16 protein-coding genes are annotated in these 20,087 nt (G+C 71.5%); 10 read left to right on the forward strand and 6 right to left on the reverse strand.

Annotated features, from left to right (window positions below; all coding sequences use genetic code 11):
- Positions 1-87 precede the first annotated feature (87 nt).
- Positions 88-351, reverse strand: a complete 264-nt coding sequence (locus tag AC3IYJ_RS15315) for a WhiB family transcriptional regulator (protein WP_112450237.1) — start codon at positions 349-351, stop codon at positions 88-90.
- Positions 352-1,092: 741 nt separating this feature from the next.
- Here AC3IYJ_RS15315 and AC3IYJ_RS15320 point away from each other — a divergent pair.
- The 4 genes from AC3IYJ_RS15320 to AC3IYJ_RS15335 all read left to right on the forward strand — a co-directional run bounded on the left by AC3IYJ_RS15320 (position 1,093) and on the right by AC3IYJ_RS15335 (position 5,159).
- On the forward strand, positions 1,093-1,584 hold the full coding sequence (locus AC3IYJ_RS15320) for a cysteine dioxygenase (RefSeq protein WP_489402824.1): 492 nt from the start codon (positions 1,093-1,095) through the stop codon (positions 1,582-1,584).
- A 43-nt stretch (positions 1,585-1,627) separates the two neighbouring features.
- The gene (gene cofD / locus AC3IYJ_RS15325; protein ID WP_489401841.1) at positions 1,628-2,587 is read left to right on the forward strand and encodes a 2-phospho-L-lactate transferase; all 960 of its coding nucleotides are present in this window, start codon (positions 1,628-1,630) and stop codon (positions 2,585-2,587) included.
- The gene (locus AC3IYJ_RS15330) at positions 2,584-3,903 is read left to right on the forward strand and encodes a coenzyme F420-0:L-glutamate ligase (RefSeq protein WP_489401842.1); all 1,320 of its coding nucleotides are present in this window, start codon (positions 2,584-2,586) and stop codon (positions 3,901-3,903) included. The genes cofD and AC3IYJ_RS15330 overlap by 4 nt, the downstream gene beginning before the upstream one ends.
- A gap of 200 nt (positions 3,904-4,103) precedes the next feature.
- On the forward strand, positions 4,104-5,159 hold the full coding sequence (locus tag AC3IYJ_RS15335; RefSeq protein ID WP_489401843.1) for a DNA-3-methyladenine glycosylase family protein: 1,056 nt from the start codon (positions 4,104-4,106) through the stop codon (positions 5,157-5,159).
- A gap of 5 nt (positions 5,160-5,164) precedes the next feature.
- Here the strand turns inward: AC3IYJ_RS15335 and AC3IYJ_RS15340 are convergent, their stop codons facing one another.
- Positions 5,165-6,604, reverse strand: coding sequence for a peptidoglycan recognition protein family protein (locus tag AC3IYJ_RS15340; RefSeq protein ID WP_489401844.1), 1,440 nt, complete (start codon positions 6,602-6,604; stop codon positions 5,165-5,167).
- Positions 6,605-6,753: 149 nt separating this feature from the next.
- On the opposite strand from AC3IYJ_RS15340, the gene AC3IYJ_RS15345 reads away from it, so the two are divergent.
- The 4 genes from AC3IYJ_RS15345 to AC3IYJ_RS15360 all read left to right on the forward strand — a co-directional run bounded on the left by AC3IYJ_RS15345 (position 6,754) and on the right by AC3IYJ_RS15360 (position 12,688).
- Positions 6,754-7,503, forward strand: a complete 750-nt coding sequence (locus tag AC3IYJ_RS15345) for a TIGR03089 family protein (protein ID WP_489401845.1) — start codon at positions 6,754-6,756, stop codon at positions 7,501-7,503.
- 212 nt (positions 7,504-7,715) lie between these two features.
- Entirely contained in the window at positions 7,716-8,978 is a 1,263-nt protein-coding gene (locus tag AC3IYJ_RS15350; protein ID WP_489401846.1) for an LCP family protein, read from the forward strand.
- A gap of 223 nt (positions 8,979-9,201) precedes the next feature.
- A complete protein-coding gene (locus AC3IYJ_RS15355; RefSeq protein WP_489401847.1) occupies positions 9,202-10,929 on the forward strand; it encodes an LCP family protein in 1,728 nt (575 codons plus the stop codon).
- Between the two features lie 190 nt (positions 10,930-11,119).
- Positions 11,120-12,688: an LCP family protein gene (locus AC3IYJ_RS15360; protein WP_489401848.1), complete on the forward strand. Its 1,569-nt coding sequence runs from the start codon at positions 11,120-11,122 to the stop codon at positions 12,686-12,688.
- Between the two features lie 79 nt (positions 12,689-12,767).
- Here the strand turns inward: AC3IYJ_RS15360 and AC3IYJ_RS15365 are convergent, their stop codons facing one another.
- Positions 12,768-13,808 carry a glycosyltransferase family 2 protein gene (locus tag AC3IYJ_RS15365; RefSeq protein WP_489401849.1) on the reverse strand — a complete coding sequence of 347 codons (1,041 nt, stop codon included), beginning with the start codon at positions 13,806-13,808 and terminating at the stop codon, positions 12,768-12,770.
- A 174-nt stretch (positions 13,809-13,982) separates the two neighbouring features.
- Here AC3IYJ_RS15365 and AC3IYJ_RS15370 point away from each other — a divergent pair, with 174 nt between their 5' ends.
- Positions 13,983-15,455, forward strand: coding sequence for an LCP family protein (locus AC3IYJ_RS15370; RefSeq protein WP_489401850.1), 1,473 nt, complete (start codon positions 13,983-13,985; stop codon positions 15,453-15,455).
- 42 nt (positions 15,456-15,497) lie between these two features.
- Here the strand turns inward: AC3IYJ_RS15370 and AC3IYJ_RS15375 are convergent, their stop codons facing one another.
- Positions 15,498-16,037, reverse strand: coding sequence for an acyl-CoA thioesterase (locus AC3IYJ_RS15375; protein WP_489401851.1), 540 nt, complete (start codon positions 16,035-16,037; stop codon positions 15,498-15,500).
- 106 nt (positions 16,038-16,143) lie between these two features.
- On the opposite strand from AC3IYJ_RS15375, the gene AC3IYJ_RS15380 reads away from it, so the two are divergent.
- Positions 16,144-17,541, forward strand: coding sequence for an LCP family protein (locus tag AC3IYJ_RS15380; protein ID WP_489401852.1), 1,398 nt, complete (start codon positions 16,144-16,146; stop codon positions 17,539-17,541).
- 39 nt (positions 17,542-17,580) lie between these two features.
- On the opposite strand, the gene manB is transcribed toward AC3IYJ_RS15380, so the two are convergent.
- Together manB and AC3IYJ_RS15390 are read right to left on the reverse strand one after the other, a co-directional pair.
- Positions 17,581-18,663: a mannose-1-phosphate guanylyltransferase gene (gene manB, locus AC3IYJ_RS15385; protein WP_489401853.1), complete on the reverse strand. Its 1,083-nt coding sequence runs from the start codon at positions 18,661-18,663 to the stop codon at positions 17,581-17,583.
- A gap of 113 nt (positions 18,664-18,776) precedes the next feature.
- Positions 18,777-19,949 carry an acyl-CoA dehydrogenase family protein gene (locus AC3IYJ_RS15390; RefSeq protein WP_327253049.1) on the reverse strand — a complete coding sequence of 391 codons (1,173 nt, stop codon included), beginning with the start codon at positions 19,947-19,949 and terminating at the stop codon, positions 18,777-18,779.
- Between the last annotated feature and the right edge of the window lie 138 nt (positions 19,950-20,087).

Below are 20,087 nucleotides of genomic sequence, written 5' to 3' on the forward strand. Positions count from 1 at the left end.
AGGTGCCGGTCGATATGCCGTCGTTCGGGTCGTCGGATATGTCGTACGTGGTGCCGTGGGCGCCGATCGCCGCGCGCCGAGGGCGTTTCAGACGGCGGCCTTCTTCAGACGCCGGCGCTCGCGCTCGGACAGGCCGCCCCAGATGCCGAATCGCTCGTCGTTGGCGAGTGCGTACTCAAGGCATTCGGAGCGGACTTCGCACGCGAGGCAGACCTTCTTCGCCTCGCGGGTCGAGCCGCCCTTCTCCGGAAAGAAGGACTCGGGGTCGGTCTGGGCGCAGAGAGCTCGCTCCTGCCATCCGAGCTCTTCGTCCGCCTCCTCGACCAGCAGTTCCTGAACCAGCTCGGTCATGTGCGCCCCTCGCTCTGTCTGTGCGTCCCCGTGGTGTTGCCGTTACTCATCGCTACGTAACGACACGAGTGAAATTACAAGTGTGGGGCTCCGGCGCAGTCAAGCCGAGATCTGCTATTGGGCCCCTTATTCACTCTGCGGAACCAAGCCTATGCAGAAAGTGTTCATATCGCCAAAAATCGTGACACTTGCCACATGCATCACGCGCGGCACCTCCTCCCCCGTAGTCGACGCGTCACCCTGTGGTGTGGTTCCGATCCAGCCGAAGACGCGGCGTAGATCACATTTCAGCCACAGGGCGACATCACACCTCTTGACAGGTTTGAGACGGCCACGTCATGCACGGCACGACTTGCAGCGCCACATCCCCTGATGGGGAGTGCACAAACCTTTCTCCGGGCACGGTAACCGGATGAGGTGAAACTTTTCTACCAAATCGGACATTGGGTTGACAGTCCGACCCTCCAGCCGGTCTCCTAGTTGCCATGTCAGCGCCCGCAGCCGCCACCCGGACCCCCATTCGTGGGTTCCTGTGCGCTGCCCAGGTTCGCTGTTGCTGTTGCAGCTGTTGATGCCCACGGAGCTCCGGCTCCGCTGAGCTCCAGCCCAGCCCCCCACAGCAACTGCCCGCGCGCCTGACATCCGTCGAGGAACCCCCCGATGAACTCCACCAGCACCCTGAGCCACGCCCCCACCACGGCTCCCCGCACGGCCACCCCCACCGCTCCCGCCGCTCCCGCGATGGTCGAGAGCGACCTCCAGATCGCCGGCGACATCCTCTCCGTCCAGCACCTCCTGCGACCCGCCCCCGAGCACCCGGCGACCGTCGCCGAGTTCGTGGGCCTCGCCCGCTCCATCGCCGAGGACCGCTCCCAGTGGGAGCACCTGGTCCGCTACGACGCCACCACCCGCTGGTACCACCGGCTGCGCACGGGCCCCGGCTACGAGGTCTGGCTGCTCAGCTGGGTCCCCGGCCAGGGCAGCGGCCTGCACGACCACGGCCCGTCCTCCGGCGTGCTGACCGTCCTGGACGGGGAGCTCACCGAGCACACCGCCCGCGGTCCGCTCACCCTGCGCGCCGGCTCCCAGCGCGTCTTCGCCCCCGGCTACGCCCACGAGGTCGCCAACGACGGCCTCGAAGGCGCGGTCAGCCTGCACGTGTACTTCCCCGGTCTGACCCAAATGCCGATGCACAACTGCTCCCAGGCCCGGCCGCAGACCGTCTCGGTCTGACCGGAGCGCGGCCCGCTCGGAGCGGCCTGACAGACTGCGTTGCATGCGCATTGTTGTTCTGGCCGGCGGCATCGGCGGCGCCCGTTTCCTCCGCGGACTCAAGTCGGCGGTTCCCGACGCGGACATCACGGTCATCGGCAACACCGGTGACGACATTCACCTGTTCGGGCTCAAGGTGTGCCCCGATCTGGACACGGTGATGTACACCCTCGGCGGTGGCATCAACGAGGACCAGGGCTGGGGCCGTACCGAGGAGTCCTTCACCGTCAAGGAGGAACTCGCGGCGTACGGGGTCGGCCCCAGCTGGTTCGGCCTCGGCGACCGGGACTTCGCCACCCACATCGTCCGCACGCAGATGCTCGGCGCGGGCTACCCGCTCAGCGCCGTCACCGAAGCCCTGTGCGACCGCTGGCAGCCCGGCGTCCGGCTGCTCCCCATGTCCGACGACCGGGTCGAGACCCACGTCGCGATCACCGACGCCGACACCGGCGAGCGCAGGGTCATCCACTTCCAGGAGTACTGGGTGCGGATGCGCGCGGCCGTGGACGCCGAGGCCGTCGTCCCCGTGGGCGCCGAGCAGGCCAAGCCCGCACCCGGCGTACTGGAGGCCATCGCGGCCGCCGACGTGATCGTCTTCCCGCCGTCCAACCCCGTGGTCTCGGTCGGCACCATCCTCGCCGTGCCCGGGATCCGCGAGGCCGTGGCCGCCGCCGAGGCGCCCGTCGTGGGCCTCTCCCCCATCGTCGGGGGCGCTCCCGTGCGCGGGATGGCCGACAAGGTGCTCGCCGCCGTCGGCGTCGAGTCCACCGCCGCCGCCGTCGCCCTGCACTACGGCACCGGGCTGCTCGACGCCTGGCTCGTGGACACCGCCGACGCGGACGCCGTCGCGGAGGTGGAGGCGGCCGGCATCACCTGCCGGGCGGTTCCGCTGATGATGACCGACCTGGAGGCCACGGCCGCCATGGCGCGGGCCGCGCTGGAACTGGCGGAGGCCTCCCGGTGACCGCCCCGCACGCTCCCCGCACGCACGGTCCCTCGTACGAGGTGCGGGCGCTCGGCGGGATCCCGGAGGTGCGGCCCGGCGACGACCTGGCGGAGCTGATCGCGACCGCCGGGCCCGCCCTGCGCGACGGGGACGTCCTGCTCGTCACCTCGAAGATCGTCTCCAAGGCGGAGGGCCGGATCGTCCGCGCCGATTCGCGCGAGGCCGCGATCGACGCCGAGACCGTACGGGTCGTCGCGCGCCGGGGCCCCCTGCGGATCGTGGAGAACCGGCAGGGCCTGGTCATGGCCGCGGCCGGGGTCGACGCCTCGAACACCCCCTCCGGCACCGTCCTGCTGCTGCCCGAGGACCCCGACGCCTCGGCCGCCGCGATCCGGGCCGGGCTGCGGGAGTCGCTCGGCGTGGACGTGGGCGTGATCGTGACGGACACCTTCGGGCGGCCGTGGCGCACCGGACTCACGGACGTGGCGATCGGCGCGGCGGGCGTACGGGTCCTCGACGACCTGCGCGGGGGCACCGACGCCCACGGGAACCCGCTGAGCGCGACGATCGTGGCCACCGCCGACGAGCTGGCCGCCGCGGGCGACCTGGTCAAGGGGAAGTCCGAGGGGCTGCCGGTCGCAGTCGTACGGGGCCTCGCGCACGTGCTCGGCGAGGGCACCTCGGCGGCGGACCTGGTCCGCTCCCCCGCGGACGACATGTTCCGGCTGGGCACCTCGGAGGCGGTGCGCGAGGCCGTGACCCAGCGCCGCACCGTAAGGGCCTTCACGTCCGAGCCGGTGGACCCGGGCGCGGTCCGCCGGGCGGTCGCGGCGGCCGTGACGGCCCCGGCTCCGCACCACACGACGCCGTGGCGTTTCGTCCTGCTGGAGTCCGAGAGGTCCAGGCTGGAGCTCCTCGACGCGATGCGGGACGCGTGGATCGCGGACCTGCGGCGCGACGGCCGGTCCGAGGAGTCCATCGCCAAGCGGGTCCGGCGGGGCGACGTCCTGCGGGCCGCGCCGTACCTGGTGGTGCCGTGCATGGTGACGGACGGCGCGCACGACTACGGGCACGCGCGGCGGGACGCGGCGGAGCGGGAGATGTTCGTCGTGGCCATGGGCGCGGGCGTGCAGAACTTCCTCGTCGCGCTGGCCGGGGAACGGCTGGGCTCGGCGTGGGTGTCCTCGACGATGTTCTGCCGCGACGTGGTGCGCAAGGTCCTGGGCCTGCCGGAGGACTGGGACCCGATGGGCGCGGTGGCGGTAGGCCACCCCGCGTCACCCGCACCGGAGCGCGCCGACCGCCGGACGGCGGACTTCATCGAAGTCCGCTGACCTCTGCCCCGCTGCTGCGGGCCTTCGCCGGGCCTCGGGGCGCGGCCCCGGCAGGTCGTGAGCCGGGCGCTCCGTGTGGGCCGGGCGCAGCCCGGAGGACGGGTCCGGGCAGAGCCCGGGGAACGGTGGAACTGGGGGTCCCCCCGGACGGAGTCTGGGGGATGGGTAGGGGACCAGCCCCGCAGGGCTACGCTCGAGGCATGGCCGGCCGCTTCGATCCCCTTGACCGCACCGCGATCCGCGGCGGCCGCACTGACGTACCCCCGGCCGCCGGACAGCAGCAGGAGCAGGACCCGGCTACCGGCACGGGCACGGGCACCGGCACGGGCACCGGCACGGCCAGGAGCCGGGTGTGGAGTCCGCCCGGGCCCGTCGATCTGGGGCTCGTCCTCGGGCCGCTCCGGCGGGGGCCCGCCGACCCGACCTTCCGGACCGCGCCCGGCGCGATCTGGCGGGCCACCCGCACCCCCGCCGGTCCCGCGACCCTCCGGGTGGCCGCGCAGGGCGGGGAGGTGCTCGCCGAGGCCTGGGGGCCGGGCGCCGACTGGGTGCTCGACCGGCTTCCCGAGCTGCTCGGCGCCGCCGACGATCCGGCCGCCTTCGTACCCCGCCACAAGCTCCTGCACGCCAGTCACCGCCGCCGCCCGGGTCTGCGGCTGACCCGGACCGGGCTGGTCCTGGAGTCCCTGATCCCGGTGATCCTGGAGCAGAAGGTCACCACCGACGAGGCGTACCGCGCCTGGCGGCGCCTGGTCCTCCAGTACGGCGAACCCGCCCCCGGCCCGGACCACGGCCCGGGCCACGGCCTCCACGTCCCGCCGACGCCCCGCACCTGGGCGATGATCCCCTCCTGGGACTGGCACAAGGCCGGCGTGGACTCCAAGCGTTCCGCCACGATCGTGCGCGCCGCCCGCGTCGCCGCCCGCCTCGAAGAGGCCGCCGCCATGGACCTGCCCGCCGCCACCGCGCGGCTCCAGGCCGTTCCCGGCATCGGGCCGTGGACCTCCGCCGAGACCCTCCAGCGCAGCAACGGCCACGCCGACGCCGTCACCACCGGCGACCTGCACCTGCCGGGCATCGTCGGCTACGCCCTGGCCGGGGACCGGGACGCCGACGACGCCGTCATGCTGGAGCTTCTCGCCCCGTACGCCGGCCAGCGCCACCGGGCGGCCCGCCTGATCCTCCTGGCCGGCCCGTCCGTTGTCCCGGCCCGGCGCACCCCCCGGATGCCCCGGGGGGACATCGGCAGGCTCTGAAGGCCCTAGCGGCCCTGGAGCTTCGCCGACGAGGCGCGGGTCGGCGGGAGTTGGCCGTAGAGCAGGCGGCCCGGGCATTCCGTGGCGAAGCCGTCGCGGTGGCCGGAGATGACGTTGAGGCGGACGTTGGTGCCCTTCGGGTAGCGGTTGCCGCCGCCCGAGCGCAGGGTGGTCTTCCCGCGGGGGTCCGCTCCGAAGAGGCCGAGCTTCCAGGCGGTGAGGCGGGCCACCGCGTTGACGGCCGCCTTCGGCGGGGCCGTGTCGGTGAAGGTGCCGATCACCGCGACGCCCATGCTGTCCGTGTTGAACCCCATGGTGTGGGCGCCCATCACCGCCTTGGCGACTCCGCCTGCCCGGCCCTCGTAGACCGTGCCGCACTTGTCGACGGCGAAGTTGTAGCCGATGTCCCGCCAGCCCTCGCTGACCACGTGGTAGCGGTAGAGGCTGCGCAGCACCGCCGGTGCGTCCTTGCAGGCGTAGCCGTTGCCGGAGGCGGTGTGGTGGACGAAGGCGGCCTTGACCGTGTTGGTGTAGACGAAGCCCCGTTCGCGCAGGCTCTCGTCCGCGCCCCAGCCCTTGCGGGTGACGATGCGCGGGCGCGGGCCGATGAAGGGGCGCGCGGCGGCGTTCAGGGAGCTGTCGGCGAGGACTGCGTCGGCGGTGGAGTCGGCCTTGTTGAGGGCGGCGATCTCGTTGGCGCCGAGGGGGGCCATGGGGACGTTGGCGGAGGAGGACTCCGTCATCTCCATGGTCATGCCGGGGAGCAGCGGCAGCTCGCCCTTGCCGTCGCCTTCTCCCGCCGGGCCCGGCGCCGGGCCCGCCGCCGGGGCCGGCGCGGGCGCCGACTCGGGTGCCGCGCCGTTCTTGGCGTCCGTCGCCGGTCGGCCGGAGGTGTCCCCGGGGTTGACGAGTTCGATCCGCATGCCCCGCGGAAGCTTGGTCAGGGTGCCGCTCGGCGCCTGGACCCGGACCTGGATGCCGTCCGAGGCGCCGACCCAGAGCGGGGCGGTGCTGCCGCGGACGCGGCCGGAGCCGTGTTCGACCGTGCCCGGGTCGGCGGCGTGTTCGTCGTTGTGGGTCTCGACGTCCTGCCAGTCGGACCAGGCCGCGGTGGTCGCGGAGCGGGTACGGACCTGGACGCTGCCTTCGAGCCGGGTGCTCGCGTCGTTCCAGACCACGCCGACGAGCGAGAAGTTCCTGGCGTCACGGGCGGCCAGGCCCTGCGTCTCGGGCAGGCGGGGCGAGGCGCTCATTCCGGGGACGCCGGGGGTGCGGTCCGCCGCGGGTCCCAGGGGGACGAGCGGCACCGACTGGGTGGACCCGGCGGCGGCCTGGGCGGCCGGGGGCACCGCCGCGGCCGCAAGGGCCGTAGTGGGGAGCGCGAGCGGCAGGGCCAGTACGGCAGCGGTCGCGACGCCGATCGAGGAAGCAAGGAATCCACGCATGAAAAGGATGCTGGGGACTCCCGGCGGCGCTCGCCATCCGAGAACTGACGCTCCGTCTGATGAAGGCCCCGTACCGCTCCTCCGTACGGGCGACCTTGCCGCCTCCGTACGGAGGATGCGGCGGCCCGGTGCCGCGTAGGCTCTGGGACGTGAACGCCACTGACCGCACCCCTGCCGACCTGCTGCGATCCGCGCTCGCCGCCGATCCCGGACGCCCGCTCGTCACCTTCTACGACGATGCCACGGGCGAGCGCGTCGAATTGTCCGTCGCCACCTTCGCCAATTGGGTGGCCAAGACCGCCAATCTGCTCCAGGGCGACCTGGGCGCGGAGCCCGGCGACCGGCTGGCCCTGCTGCTGCCGGCGCACTGGCAGAGCGCGGTGTGGCTGCTCGCCTGCGCCTCGGTCGGGGTTGTCGCCGAGGTGGGCGGGGATCCGGCCGACGCGGACCTCGTCGTCTCGGGGCCGGACACCCTCGACGCGGCCCTGGCCTGCTCCGGCGAGCGGGTCGCGCTCGCGCTGCGGCCGCTGGGCGGGCGCTTCCCGCAGCCGCCGGCCGGGTTCGCGGACTACGCCGTGGAGGTGCCGGGACAGGGCGACCGGTTCGCGCCGTTCCAGCCGGTGGACGCGGACGGGCCCGGCCTGGTGGTCGGCGGCGAGGAGCTCTCGTACGCCCGGATCTGCGAGCGGGCCCGCGAGGACGCGGCGAAGCTCGGCCTCGGGGAGGGTTCGCGGGTGCTGACCGGGCTCGGCTACGACGGCTGGGAGGGGCTCTCCGCCGGGCTCTACACGGCTCTGGCCGCCGGCGCCTCCGTGGTGCTGTGCCGGAACCTGGACCGGCTGGCGGCCGAGGGGCTGGCGCAGCGGATCGAGAGCGAGCGCGTCACCCACACCGTCTGACCGACGGAAGTTTCGGGCCGTCCCGACCCGTCCCACCGGTACGGCCGCACCCCGTCACCCACACCGCCCAACGGCTCCAGCGGGCAATTTGTCACCCACATGGCCCTGTACAGGGCCCTGTCCCCGGGCCGCTTCGGCTACCCGGGGGCAGGATCGGCACAGGCCGTACTCACCCGTACGGCCTCCCGGGACGGGTGAGGGGACGGACGCGAGTGACGGACAGCGCGGGCATACCGGACGGCACCGAAGCGGCCGGAGGCAGTGCGAAGCCTCCGAACGGCCGCAGGCGCCGGCTGCTGCGCTGGACCGGGATCGGGGCGTCCCTGTTCGTCCTCGCCGGGGCCGTCGGCGGCTGGTGGATCTACTCCAAGCTCGACGGGAACATCACCGAGGACACCTCCGCCGCTGCCGAACTGCGGCGCTACGACCGGGAGCGTCCGGTCCACGTGGCGGGCGGCGCGCAGAACATCCTGCTGATCGGCTCGGACTCGCGCTCCGGCAAGGGCAACTCCCGCTACGGGCAGGACGAGGGGACCCAGCGCTCGGACACCACGATCCTGCTGCACCTGGCGGCGGACCGCAAAAGCCTGACGGCGGTGTCGATACCGCGGGACCTGATGGCGGAGGTGCCCGGCTGCCTGAAGCCGGACGGGAACCGTACGACGGAGCAGTTCGCCCAGTTCAACTGGGCGTTCGAGTGGGGCGGGGCGGCCTGCACGATCCGCACGGTAGAGGCCATGACGGGAATCCGGGTCGATCACCACATTGTGGTGGACTTCAGCGGGTTCACGAAGATGGTCGACGCCGTCGGCGGGGTGGAGGTCTGCCTGAAACGGCCGGTGGACGACCCGGAGGCCGAACTGAAGCTGCCGGCCGGACGGCAGACCCTGGAGGGCGACCAGGCCCTGGGCTTCGTACGGGCCCGCTACAGCCTGGGCAACGGCAGCGACACCGAGCGCATGGAGCGCCAGCAGCTGTTCCTCGGCTCCCTCGTGAAGAAGGTGCAGAGCAACGGGGTGCTGCTCAATCCCGGGAGGCTCTATCCGCTGCTGGACGCCGCCACCTCCTCGGTGACCACGGACCCGGGGCTGGCCTCGCTGCGCGGACTGTACGAACTCGTACGGGGCGTGCGTGACATCCCGACCGAGCAGATCAAGTTCCTCACCGTGCCGCGCAGGCCGTACTACGCCGACGCGAACCGGGACGAACTGCGCCAGCCCGACGCGAGCCAGCTGTTCAAGCGGCTGCGGGCGGACGAGCCGCTGAGCATCGCGCCGCCCGAGCCCACGCCCCGGCCGACGTCCCCGTCAACACCGGAGTCCACTCCTGGGAGCGACCGGGCCGCGGAGAGCGGAACGGACGGGAAGGCGATCCCGGATGCTTCCGCAAAGGCCGAAGGCGAGGGAACCACGGACACCCCCACGCCCGTCCCCACCTTCACGGGAACCACCGCGGGCGTGGCCGACTGCCGGTAAAGCAATCCCAAAAGCCGGTGGCGAGGCCGAGCTTGTTGGGGCGATTGCCCCGTTGTAAGGGCGTGGAATTCATCACCAGCATGGTTTGCGACGGAGCTGTCCGGATAAGGTGAGCGATCCGGTGCCCGGCCAGTGCAGAGGCCGCGCACCAGCAGCCGGACCGTTGACCGGGCGCCCAAGGGGAGGCGCGTCGCGAAGCACCGACGGAGGATTCGAGCAAACCGTGGATGCGCAAAGCCGTGGCCGGGCCGAAGAGATCGACCCCGCAGACCAGTGGGTGCTCAACCCCCGCACCGGCAACTACGAGCTGCGACTGGAGCAATCCGCTCCGCAAGCGCCCGGGCAGCGGCGCGCGCCCGGCTCCACACCGCGCAGAACCCCCGGCGCCCCCGCCTCCCCCGCGGTTCCCGGACCGCGCCGCGGTGACCTCCCGCCCGGCGGAGGCCGACGCGGCGGACGGCCCCGCAAGGGCGGCGGCGGCGGACGGCACAAGAAGATCCTGGTCATCGCCGGCGGGACCCTGGCGTTCGTGCTGGTCGCCGGTTCGATCGCCGGGTACCTCTACTACGACCACCTGAACGGCAACCTCAAGGTCACCGACGTCGGCAGCGCCGGCACGAGCGGCGGCTTCAAGAAGGACCAGCCGATCAACATCCTGGTCATCGGCACCGACAAGCGCAGCGGCGCGGGCAACGAGGGGTACGGGGACGCGGGCAGCGTCGGCCATGCCGACACCACGATCCTCTTCCACGTCTCGAAGGACCGCTCCAACGCCACGGCGCTGTCCATTCCGCGCGACCTGATCACCACCGTGCCGACCTGTCCCACGAAGCAGCCGGACGGCTCGACGAAGAACATCGCCGGTGCGCGCGGCGCCCGCTTCAACACCAGCCTCGGGCAGGACGGCCGCGACCCGGGCTGCACGATGCGCACGGTCAGGGAGCTCACCGGAATCCAGGTCGACCACTTCATGATGGCCGACTTCAACGCGGTGAAGAACCTGAGCACCGCGGTCGGTGGAGTGCCGGTCTGCCTGGACAAGGCCGTGGACGACAAGGACTCCAAGCTCAAGCTGTCGGCGGGCGAGCACCGGCTGGCGGGCGAGGACGCGCTGGCCTTCGTACGGACCCGGCACGCCTTCGGCCAGCGGAGCGACCTCGACCGCATCAAGACCCAGCAGCAGTTCCTGAGTTCGATGATGCGGGAAATGAAGTCGAAGCAGACGCTGACCAGTCCGCAGAAGTTCTTCTCCCTCGCCGAGGCGGCCACCAAATCCCTGAGCGTCGACTCGGGAATAGGGTCGATCGGCAAACTCACCGATCTTGCGGGTGAGTTGAAGGACATCGACCTCAAGAACATCACCTTCACCACCCTTCCGGTTCTCGACAACCCGGCGGAGCCGGCCAACGAGAAGGCCACCGTGGTGGTCAATCAGGGGCAGGCCGAGCCGCTGCTGCAGATGATCCGGGGGGACGTCTCGCTGACGGAGGTCGAGAAGAAGGAGCAGGCGGCGCAGGACGCGGCCGGCACGGAGGCGAAGGCCAAGCTGGACGCGCTCATGCAGGGGCCCCGGGCCGAGGCCAAGGACGTCCGGGTGGACGTCTACAACGGCGGCGGGCCGGCCGGTTCCGCTTCCTCCACGCTGACCTGGCTGCAGAACACCAAGAAGGTCCTGAAGTCCGCCAACCTGGGCAACGCGCCCGCCAAGGTGGACACCACGCAGCTGGAGTACGCGCCCAACCAGGCCGACCAGGCCCGTGCGTTGGCCGACATGATGGGGCTTCCCGCGACGGCGCTGAAGATGGGCACGGCCGATGCCGCGGCCAAAACTCCGATGAAGCTGACCCTCGGCGCGGACTTCAAGGGGCCGGGTGTTTCCATGACGGCTCCGCAGAAGGCGCCCGAGGACATCCAGCGGGTCGAGGCGGACAAGTCGGTCTGCGCCAAGTGACCGGCGGGGGCGGCCACCGGGCCGCCCCCGAGCACCACATAGCATTTCGGGACTGTCGTACCGGACAGTAACGCCGACACAGACTGATCTTGAGGGGGGACGTGTGAGGCACAGCAGCGTGCAAGGGGAGGGGTCGTCGGCCCAGGCCGACGAAGGCATATCCGGCGGCCGTCCGGCCGCGAGCGGATCCGTGCCCCCACCGCGGAACGGGTCTTCCCGCCGCCACCGCGGCGGCGGGAAGCGTTCGACCCGGCGCGGCAAGCGTCGCGTGCTGCGCTGGGTGGCCTCCGTCGTGGCGCTGCTCATACTCGGCACGGCGGCGGGCGGTTACCTCTACTACCGCCACCTCAACGCGAACATCCGCAGCGGCCAGCGCCTGAGCGGTGACAGCGGGGTCGCCAGGGGCGAGGCCGACGCGGCGGGCCGGCGCCCGATCAACATCCTGATGCTCGGCTCCGACATCCGCGACGAGGAGAACGCGAAGCTCGGCGGGGGCTGGGACAACATCGGCGGCCCCGCGCGGGCCGACGTGCAGATGCTGATCCACGTCTCCGCGGACCGGAAGAACGCCTCGGTCACCTCCGTTCCGCGCGACACCCTCGTTGACATCCCGGAGTGCACCGACCCCAAGACGGGCGACAAGTACAAAGCCACCAAGATGATGATCAACGAGAGCCTCGCGCGCGGGGGTCCCGGCTGCACCCTGGCCACCTGGGAGAAGTTGACCAACGTCTACATCGACCACTGGATGATGATCGACTTCGCCGGTGTCGTGAAGATGGCCGACGCGATCGGCGGCGTCGACGTCTGCGTCAACCAGAACGTCTTCGACCAGTCGGAGCCGGGGTCGGGGACCGGCGGTTCCGGCCTCAAGCTGAAGGCGGGCACCACCAAGATCCAGGGCGAGCAGGCGCTCCAGTGGCTGCGCACCCGGCACGCCTTCGGCAGCGACATGGGCCGGGCCAAGGCCCAGCACATGTACATGAACTCGATGATGCGCGGGCTCAAGAGCCAGAACGCCTTCACCGACATCCCCCGCCTCACCGGCCTGGCGGAGGCGGCGACGAAGTCGCTGAAGGTGTCGGAGGAGATCGGGTCGGTCAAGAAGCTCCTCGACCTCGCCCTGCTGCTCAAGGACGTACCGGTCAACCGCATCACGATGGCCACGATCCCGGTGCTGGAGGCCCCCTCGGACAAGAACCGTCTGGTCGTGAACCCCGCCGACGCCGAGAAGATGTGGACGATGCTCCGCAAGGACGTCGCCATGGACTCCAACGGCGACCCGGCCGAGGGCGCCAAGCCCGGTGCGAGCGCCTCCCCGTCCCCCGAGCCCTCCAAGGCCCCGGCCACCGACCCGTCGAAGGTCGCCGTGCAGGTGGTCAACGGCACCGGAGTCGGAGCCGCCCCGGCGCCCAGGCGGGCCACGGTCGTCGCCGGACAGCTCGCGACCAAGGGGTTCGCGCTGGCCAAGGCGGACAGCGCGCTCAGCCCGGAGAAGACCACGATCGTCCGCTACGCCACGGACGCCCAGGAGGCCGACGCGCAGGGCGTGGCGGCTGCCCTCGGGATTCCGGCGAGCTCGGTGCAGAAGGCCGCCGGGACCACCAGGATCACCGTCGTGGTGGGCGCGGACTGGCGGGAGGGCAACGTCTACCCGCAGCAGGCGGCGCCCGATGCCGGAGCGGTCCCGGAGTCGGCCGAGGTCCTCAACGGCACGGACACCAGCTGCATGGACATCTACAAGCCCTACCGCTGGTGAGCTGAGACGCCGCGCGTCATGCGAAAGGGGTGACCCGGTCCGGGCGGACCGGGTCACCCCTTTCTCGTGTACGGAGGGCTCAGACCTCGCTGGGGTCCCGGCTCACCGACGGCCGACGGCTCGCGATCACCTTGGCGGCGAGCGAGCGCGGGCTGGTCAGGAAGCCGAAGCCCCAGCACAGGTGCATGGTCGCCAGGGCGGCGGGGATCTGCGCGCGGGCCTTGAGCGAGAGCCCCTTGCCTGCCGGGACGGATCCTGCGGTGATCGCCGCGAGGTAGCCGGCCGGGATCACGAAGGCCCACGGGGTGACGGCCGCGCCCACGACCACTCCGGCCGCGATCGCGCAGACGGCGGTCGGCGGGGCGAGGTAGCGCAGGTTGATGGAGCCCGAGTGGTAGCGGGCCACCACGTGCCGCCAGCGCCCGTAGTCCTTGTACTGCTTGGCCAGCGCCCGCACGGAGGGCCTCGGCCGGTACTGGACCTTGAGCTCGGGCGAGAACCAGATGAGCCCGCCGGCCTCGCGGATCCGGAAGTTCAGCTCCCAGTCCTGGGCGCGGATGAACTCCTCGTTGTAGCCGCCCGCGCGCTCCAGGGCCTCGCGGCGGAAGACGCCGAGGTAGACCGTGTCGGCGGGGCCGGCGGCGCCCCCGGTGTGGAAGGCCGCGTTGCCGACGCCGATCTTCGAAGTCATCGCGGCGGCGACGGCGTCCTCCCAGGGGTTCTCGCCCTCGGCGTGCATGATGCCGCCGACGTTCTGCGCGCCGGTCTCCTCCAGGAGGCGGACCGCGGTGGCGATGTAGTTCGGGGAGAGCATGCCGTGGCCGTCCACGCGCACCACGATCGGGTGGCGCGAGGCCTTGATCGCGGCGTTCAGAGCCGCGGGGGTCCGGCCGGTGGGGTTCGGCACGGTGTGGACACGGGCGCGCGCATTGGACGCCGTCTCCCGTACGAGCTCGGCCGCGATCTCGTCGGTGCGGTCCGTGGACGGCCCCAGCGCGATCACCACCTCCATCTCCCCGGCGTACTCCTGGCCGAGGATGTGGCGGACCGAGTCGCGCAGGTGACGCTCCTCGTTGAGCACCGGCATGATCACCGAAACTGCGGGCTGCTGGACGGGCATGTGGTCCTTCAAGGTCGGGTATCGGTGTCACGTTACCGCGTACGGGGGAAACGGGTGCGCGGCGGATGAGCGGTAAGGACAGAGGTTGATCGTATGGGCCTACTGTTCTGACGAATCAGCCGAATGTGAGCTTCCGGATCGACCCGAACCGCTGACCCCGCGGAGGTTTCCCCCGTGCCCGAGCCGCACCGTCCCACCCGGCCCGCCCGGCCGACGCAGCGCGCGCGGCGGGAGCCCCGCCGGGCGGACAAGCCCCGCTGGGGGGTCCGGCTCGCGGCCGGGCTGTCGGTGGTGGTGCTGGGCTCCGGCGCGCTCGGGCACGCCGTGATGACCGGGCTGGACACCGGCATCCAGCGGGTGGACCCCTTCAAGGACATGAAGAACCGCCCCCAGGCCGGGCACGGGGTGAACTTCCTGCTCGTCGGCACCGACGGCCGCGAGAAGATCACCGCGGACGAGAAGCGCGAGTACCGCCTGGGCGGGGCGCCCTGCCACTGCACGGACACCGTCATGCTGGTCCACCTCTCGGCGGACCGGACCCGGGCCAGCGTCATCAGCCTCCCCCGCGACAGCTACGTGGAGCTGCCCGCGCACCGGGACGAGTCCAGCGGGAAGCAGCACGGGCCGCACCCCGTGAAGCTCAACGCCGCCTACGCCGAGGGCGGTCCCAACCTGACCGTGCGCACCGTCGAAAACATGACCCGGGTGAAGATCGACCACTACCTGGAGGTGGACTTCACCAGCTTCATGAAGACGGTCGACGCCATGGGCGGCGTGGAGATCTGCACCGTCAAGACCATGCACGACCCCAACACCGGCCTCGACCTGCTCCCCGGCACCCACCGGCTGAGCGGCGGCCAGGCACTGCAGTACGTGCGCTCGCGCCATGTGGACGGGGCCTCGGACCTCGGCCGCATGCAGCGCCAGCAGCGGTTCATCGCCGCCCTGATCAAGCAGGCCACCCACGGCGGGGTGCTGCTCAACCCGGTCAAGTTCAAGGAGGTCAGCTCCACCCTGCTCGGGTCGGTGCGGGCCGACAAGGGCTTCGGATCGGAGCAGATGCTGGCGCTCGGGCAGGCGATGCGCGACTTCACGCCCTCCTCCTCGGAGTTCGCCTCGGTACCCGTCGGCGACGCCTCCTTCCCGGTCAAGGGACTCGGCTCCACCGTGAAGTGGGACGAGGCGAAGGCCGCGAAGCTCTTCGAGGCGCTGCGCGAGGACCGGCCGCTGGCCCCGGCCCCGGCCCCGGGCCGGCCCGTCCGCCAGCAGCCGGCAGTACCGGTGGACGTGGCTCCGCAGCAGGTCCGGGTGCAGGTGGAGAACGGCACCCGGATCGACGGGCTGGGCACCCGGGTGGACTCGGCGCTGCGCGCCACCGGTTTCGACACCACCGGAGCTCCGGGGACCGGCGCGAGCCGCGAGGTCAAGCGCACGGTGATCACGTACGACCCGCGCTGGGACCGCACGGCCCGTTCGGTGGCCACCGCGCTCCCCGGCAGCGAGCTGCGGGCCGTTCCCGGCCAGGGCAAGACCGTGGTGGTCATCGCGGGCGCGGACTACCGCAAGGTGGTTGCGGTGCGCGCGGAGGACCCGTACCAGGGCGAGTTCGGCGTGGTCACCGGCGACCAGGTCGTCTGCGCGAAGTAGGGCGGGCGGAGGCGGTGGCGGGATCCGCCCGCCGCGGGTGCGTCAGAGTTCGTCGAAGCCCTGGGCCGCGCGCTGCTCGCGCAGTTCCATGATCGCCTGGCGTCGGGCCAGGCGGTGGGTGCGGCGGATCTGGGCCTCCTGGTAGCGGCGCTCGTCCTGCTCGGTCTCCGGGAGGACCGGCGGGACCTGGCGGGGCTTGCCCTCGGAGTCGACGGCGGTGAAGACCAGGTAGGCGCTGCCGACCTGGGTGGCGGGGGTGGACTCGTTCCACCGCTCGGCGAGGACGCGTACGCCGATCTCCATGGAGGAGCGGCCCGTCCAGTTGCACTGCGCCTTCACGTGGACCAGGTCGCCGACCCGGACGGGGGCGAGGAAGGCCATCTCGTCCATGGACGCGGTGACCGCCGGGCCGCCGGAATGGCGGCCGGCCACGGCGCCGGCGGCATCGTCCACCAGCTTCATGATCACACCGCCGTGCACGGTACCGAGGAGGTTGGTGTCGTTGGCGGTCATGATGTGGCTGAGGGTGGTGCGGGAAGCCGAGATCGGCTTGCCCGCCGACTCGCCCGGTATCTCTGTCATACAGCCACCTTAAGTGCGCCGCCGAGGCATCAGCTCTGCAACAGCACCGGTACGAACACCCTCCCGGACTGTTCGGCGACACGCCCGGCCAGGCATTCTTGGGCACATGAGTGACTGGGACGGGTGGAGCGGCGAGCAGGACCAGCGCGGCCGCCGCGATGACGGGTACGGGCGCGGCAGCGGACAGGCGCAGCCGGAAGGTCCGCAGCGGATGCGGCACGTCCAGCGGCCTGCCCAGCAGCCCCGGCCCGCCGGGCAGCAGGCACCGCAGGCCCAGCGGGGCCAGCAGCCGCCGCGCCGCCCGGCGCAGCCTCCCGTACCCCCGCCCGCCGGACCCGGCGGCCCGGCCCGGCCCCCGTACGTCCCCGCGCAGCAGGACGGCTCGTACGGCAGCGGCAGCGACGGCTACGACAGCGGTTACAACACCGGGCAGGTCTACGGCGGCGGCAGCGGCCAGCAGCCGCCCACCGGGCCGCGCAGACGCACCGGCGGTCCGGGCGGCTCCGGCGGTCCGGCGGGAACGGCTCCCGACTGGCGCAAGCGGATCAAGATCGGCTCGATCGTGCTGGTCTCGGGCCTGCTCGTGACGGGCATCGGCACCTACTTCTGGGCCGACTCCAACGTGCGCCGCGAGGTGGACCTCTCCAAGGTCATCGAGCGCCCGAAGGAGGGCGACTGCACGACCTACCTGATCGTGGGCTCCGACAGCCGCGAGGGCATGTCCGACGAGGAGAAGAAGAAGCTCCACACGGGCTCGGCCGAGGGCAAGCGGACCGACTCGATGATGATCCTGGCGAAGTGCTCCAGCGGGAACACGATGGTCTCCCTGCCGCGCGACTCGGACGTGGAGATCCCCTCCTTCGTCGGCTCGGAGTCGGGCAAGAAGTTCGCGGGCACGGGCAAGCGGACCAAGCTGAACGCGGCGTACGCCGAGGACGGCCCGGAGTTGCTGGTGCGGACGGTGGAGTTCAACACCGGCCTGCGCATCGACCACTACGCGGAGATCGGCTTCGCCGGCTTCGCGAACATCGTGGACGCGCTGGGCGGGGTGGAGCTGAACATCGAGAAGGGGTTCAAGGACGAGAAGTCGGGGGCCGACTTCAAGGAGGGCACCCAGACGCTCAACGGCGAGCAGTCGCTGGCCTACGTGCGCACCCGCTACGCCTTCGCCGAGTCGGACCTGCAGCGGACGAAGAACCAGCAGAAGTTCCTGTCGGCGCTGGCGAGCCAGGCGGCGACCCCCTCCACGGTCCTCAACCCGTTCACGCTGTACCCGGTGCTGGGCGCAGGCCTGGACACGCTGATCGTGGACAAGGACATGTCGCTGTGGGACATGGGTCAGATGTTCTTCGCCATGAAGGGCATCAGCAGCGGTGACGGCGTCTCCATGAACATGCCGATCTCCGGGCAGCGCGGCGGCAACCTCGTCTGGGACAAAGCGAAGGTGCAGCAGCTGGTGCAGCAGATCCAGAAGGACGAGAAGGTCACCGTCCGCGGCAACTGACCGCGGACGGGCCCGCCCACCGGCTCCCCGGACCCGGGATCAGGCGTCCGGGGAGAAGCGGATCGCGGCATCGGGCAGCTGCGCCCCGCACCAGACCCGGGCGCCCGCGCGGAGCTCGTTGTCGGCCCCCACGACGGCGCCGTCGCCGATGACGACCGCGTCCAGCACGGTCCGCGCGCCCACCGAGGCGCCGGCGCCGATCAGGCTGGCGCTCAGCTGCGCGTCGGGGCCCACGACCGCGTCCTCCAGCAGGATGCAGCCCTGGAGGACCGCACCCGCCCCGACGCGGGCGCCGGCGCCCACGACGGTGCCTCCCGACAGCTTGGCCCCGGCCGCGACCTGCGCTCCGGGCAGCACGAGGAACTCGCCGCGCCGTCCGGGGACGGCCGGGGAGGAGACGACTCCGCGGACCAGGTCGGCGGAGGCCTGGATGATCGCCTCCGGCTTGCCGAGGTCCATCCAGTACGAGTTCTCGGTGACCCCGTGCAAATTGGCCCCGGAGGCCAGCAGGCCGGGGAAGGTCTCGCGCTCCACGGAGACGGCCCGGTCGGCCGGGATGGAATCGATGACGCTGCGGCGGAAGACGTAGCAGCCGGCGTTGATCTGGTCGGTGATGATCTCTTCGGGGGTCTGCGGCTTCTCGGTGAAGGCCAGCACCCGCCCGTGGGCGTCGGTGGGGACCAGACCGAAGGCGCGCGGGTCCTCGACCCGCACCAGGTGCAGGGAGACGTCGGCGTCGGCCGCCTTGTGGGATTCGACGAGACCGGCGATGTCCAGGCCGGTGAGGATGTCGCCGTTGAAGACGAGGACCGGGGAGTCCGGTCCGCCGGTGAGCAGCCGGGCCGCGTTGCGGATGGCGCCGCCGGTGCCCAGGGGCTCGTCCTCGACCACGTATTCCAGGTGGACGCCGAAGTCGGATCCGTCGCCGAAGTAGGGCTCGAAGACCTCGGCGAGGTAGCAGGTCGCCATCACGATGTGGGTGACACCGGCGGCGGCCGCGCGTGCGATCTGGTGGGCGAGGAAGGGAACGCCTGCGGTGGGGACCATCGGCTTCGGCGTGTTCACCGTGACGGGGCGCAGTCGCGTGCCCTGCCCGCCGACCAGCAGGATCGCTTCCGTCATGAACATTCTCCCCAACCGGTTCCGGGCGTACGAGGTCCCAAGCTAGCCCATCACCGGGACCCGGAGCGGCAGGAGGCGGCCCCATTCGGGACCGCCTTCTGCGACTGGGTCGGTTACGGCAGGTTCCGTGCCATTACGATCCGCTGGACCTGGTTGGTGCCCTCGTAGATCTGCGTGATCTTCGCGTCGCGCATCATGCGCTCCACCGGGTAGTCCCGCGTGTAGCCGTAGCCGCCGAGCAGCTGGACCGCGTCGGTGGTGACCTCCATGGCCACGTCCGAGGCGAAGCACTTGGCGGCGGCGCCGAAGAAGGTGAGGTCCTCGTGGGGGCCTCCGCCGGAGACGCGCTCCGAGCGGGCGGCGGCCGCGTAGGTCAGCTGGCGGGCGGCCTCGATCTTCATGGCCATGTCCGCGAGCATGAACTGCACGCCCTGGAAGTCGCCGATCGGCTTGCCGAACTGCTTGCGCTCCTGGACGTACCCCTTGGCGTAGTCCAGGGCGCCCTGGGCGATGCCGAGCGCCTGGGCCGCGATGGTGATGCGGGTGTGGTCCAGGGTCTTCATCGCGGTGGCGAAGCCGGTGCCCTCGGCGCCGATCATGCGGTCCGCCGGGATGCGCACGTTGTCGAGGTAGACCTCGCGCGTCGGGGAGCCCTTGATGCCGAGCTTCTTCTCGGGGGCGCCGAAGGAGACGCCCTCGTCCGACTTCTCGACCACGAAGGCGGAGATGCCCTTGGAGCGCTTCTCCGGGTCCGTGACGGCCATGACCGTGTAGTACTCGGAGACGCCCGCGTTGGTGATCCAGCGCTTGACGCCGTTGAGGACCCAGAAGTCCCCGTCGCGCACCGCGCGGGTCTTCATGCCGGCCGCGTCGGAGCCCGCGTCGGGCTCGGAGAGCGCGTAGGAGAACATCGCGTCGCCCTTGGCCAGCGGGCCGAGGTACTTGGCCTTCAGCTCTTCGGAACCGGAGAGGATCACCGGGAGCGAGCCGAGCTTGTTGACGGCCGGGATGAGGGAGGAGGAGGCGCAGACGCGGGCCACTTCCTCGATCACGATCACGGTCGCGAGGGCGTCGGCGCCCGCGCCGCCGTAGCTCTCGGGCACGTGCACGGCGTGCAGGTCGCTGGCCACGAGGGCGTCGAGGGCTTCCTGCGGGAAACGGGACTCCTCGTCGACCGCCGCTGCGAAGGGCATGATCTTCGCCTCGGCGAGCGCGCGGACGGACTCGCGGAGCATGTCGTGCTCCTCGGCCGGGCGGTACAGGTCGAAGTCGGCAGAACCCGCCAAGATCTCTCACTCCCCAGGTGGTGCGTGATGCTAACTACCGTTAAGTAACCCAAGCTTAGTGTCCGGCCCTCGAGCGCGACATGGGCGTCGCACGTGAGTTGCGTGACAGCTGGGACGACGGAGGTCCGTCGGCGGAAT

The sequence above is a fragment of the Streptomyces sp. GL_140 genome (assembly GCF_057834465.1).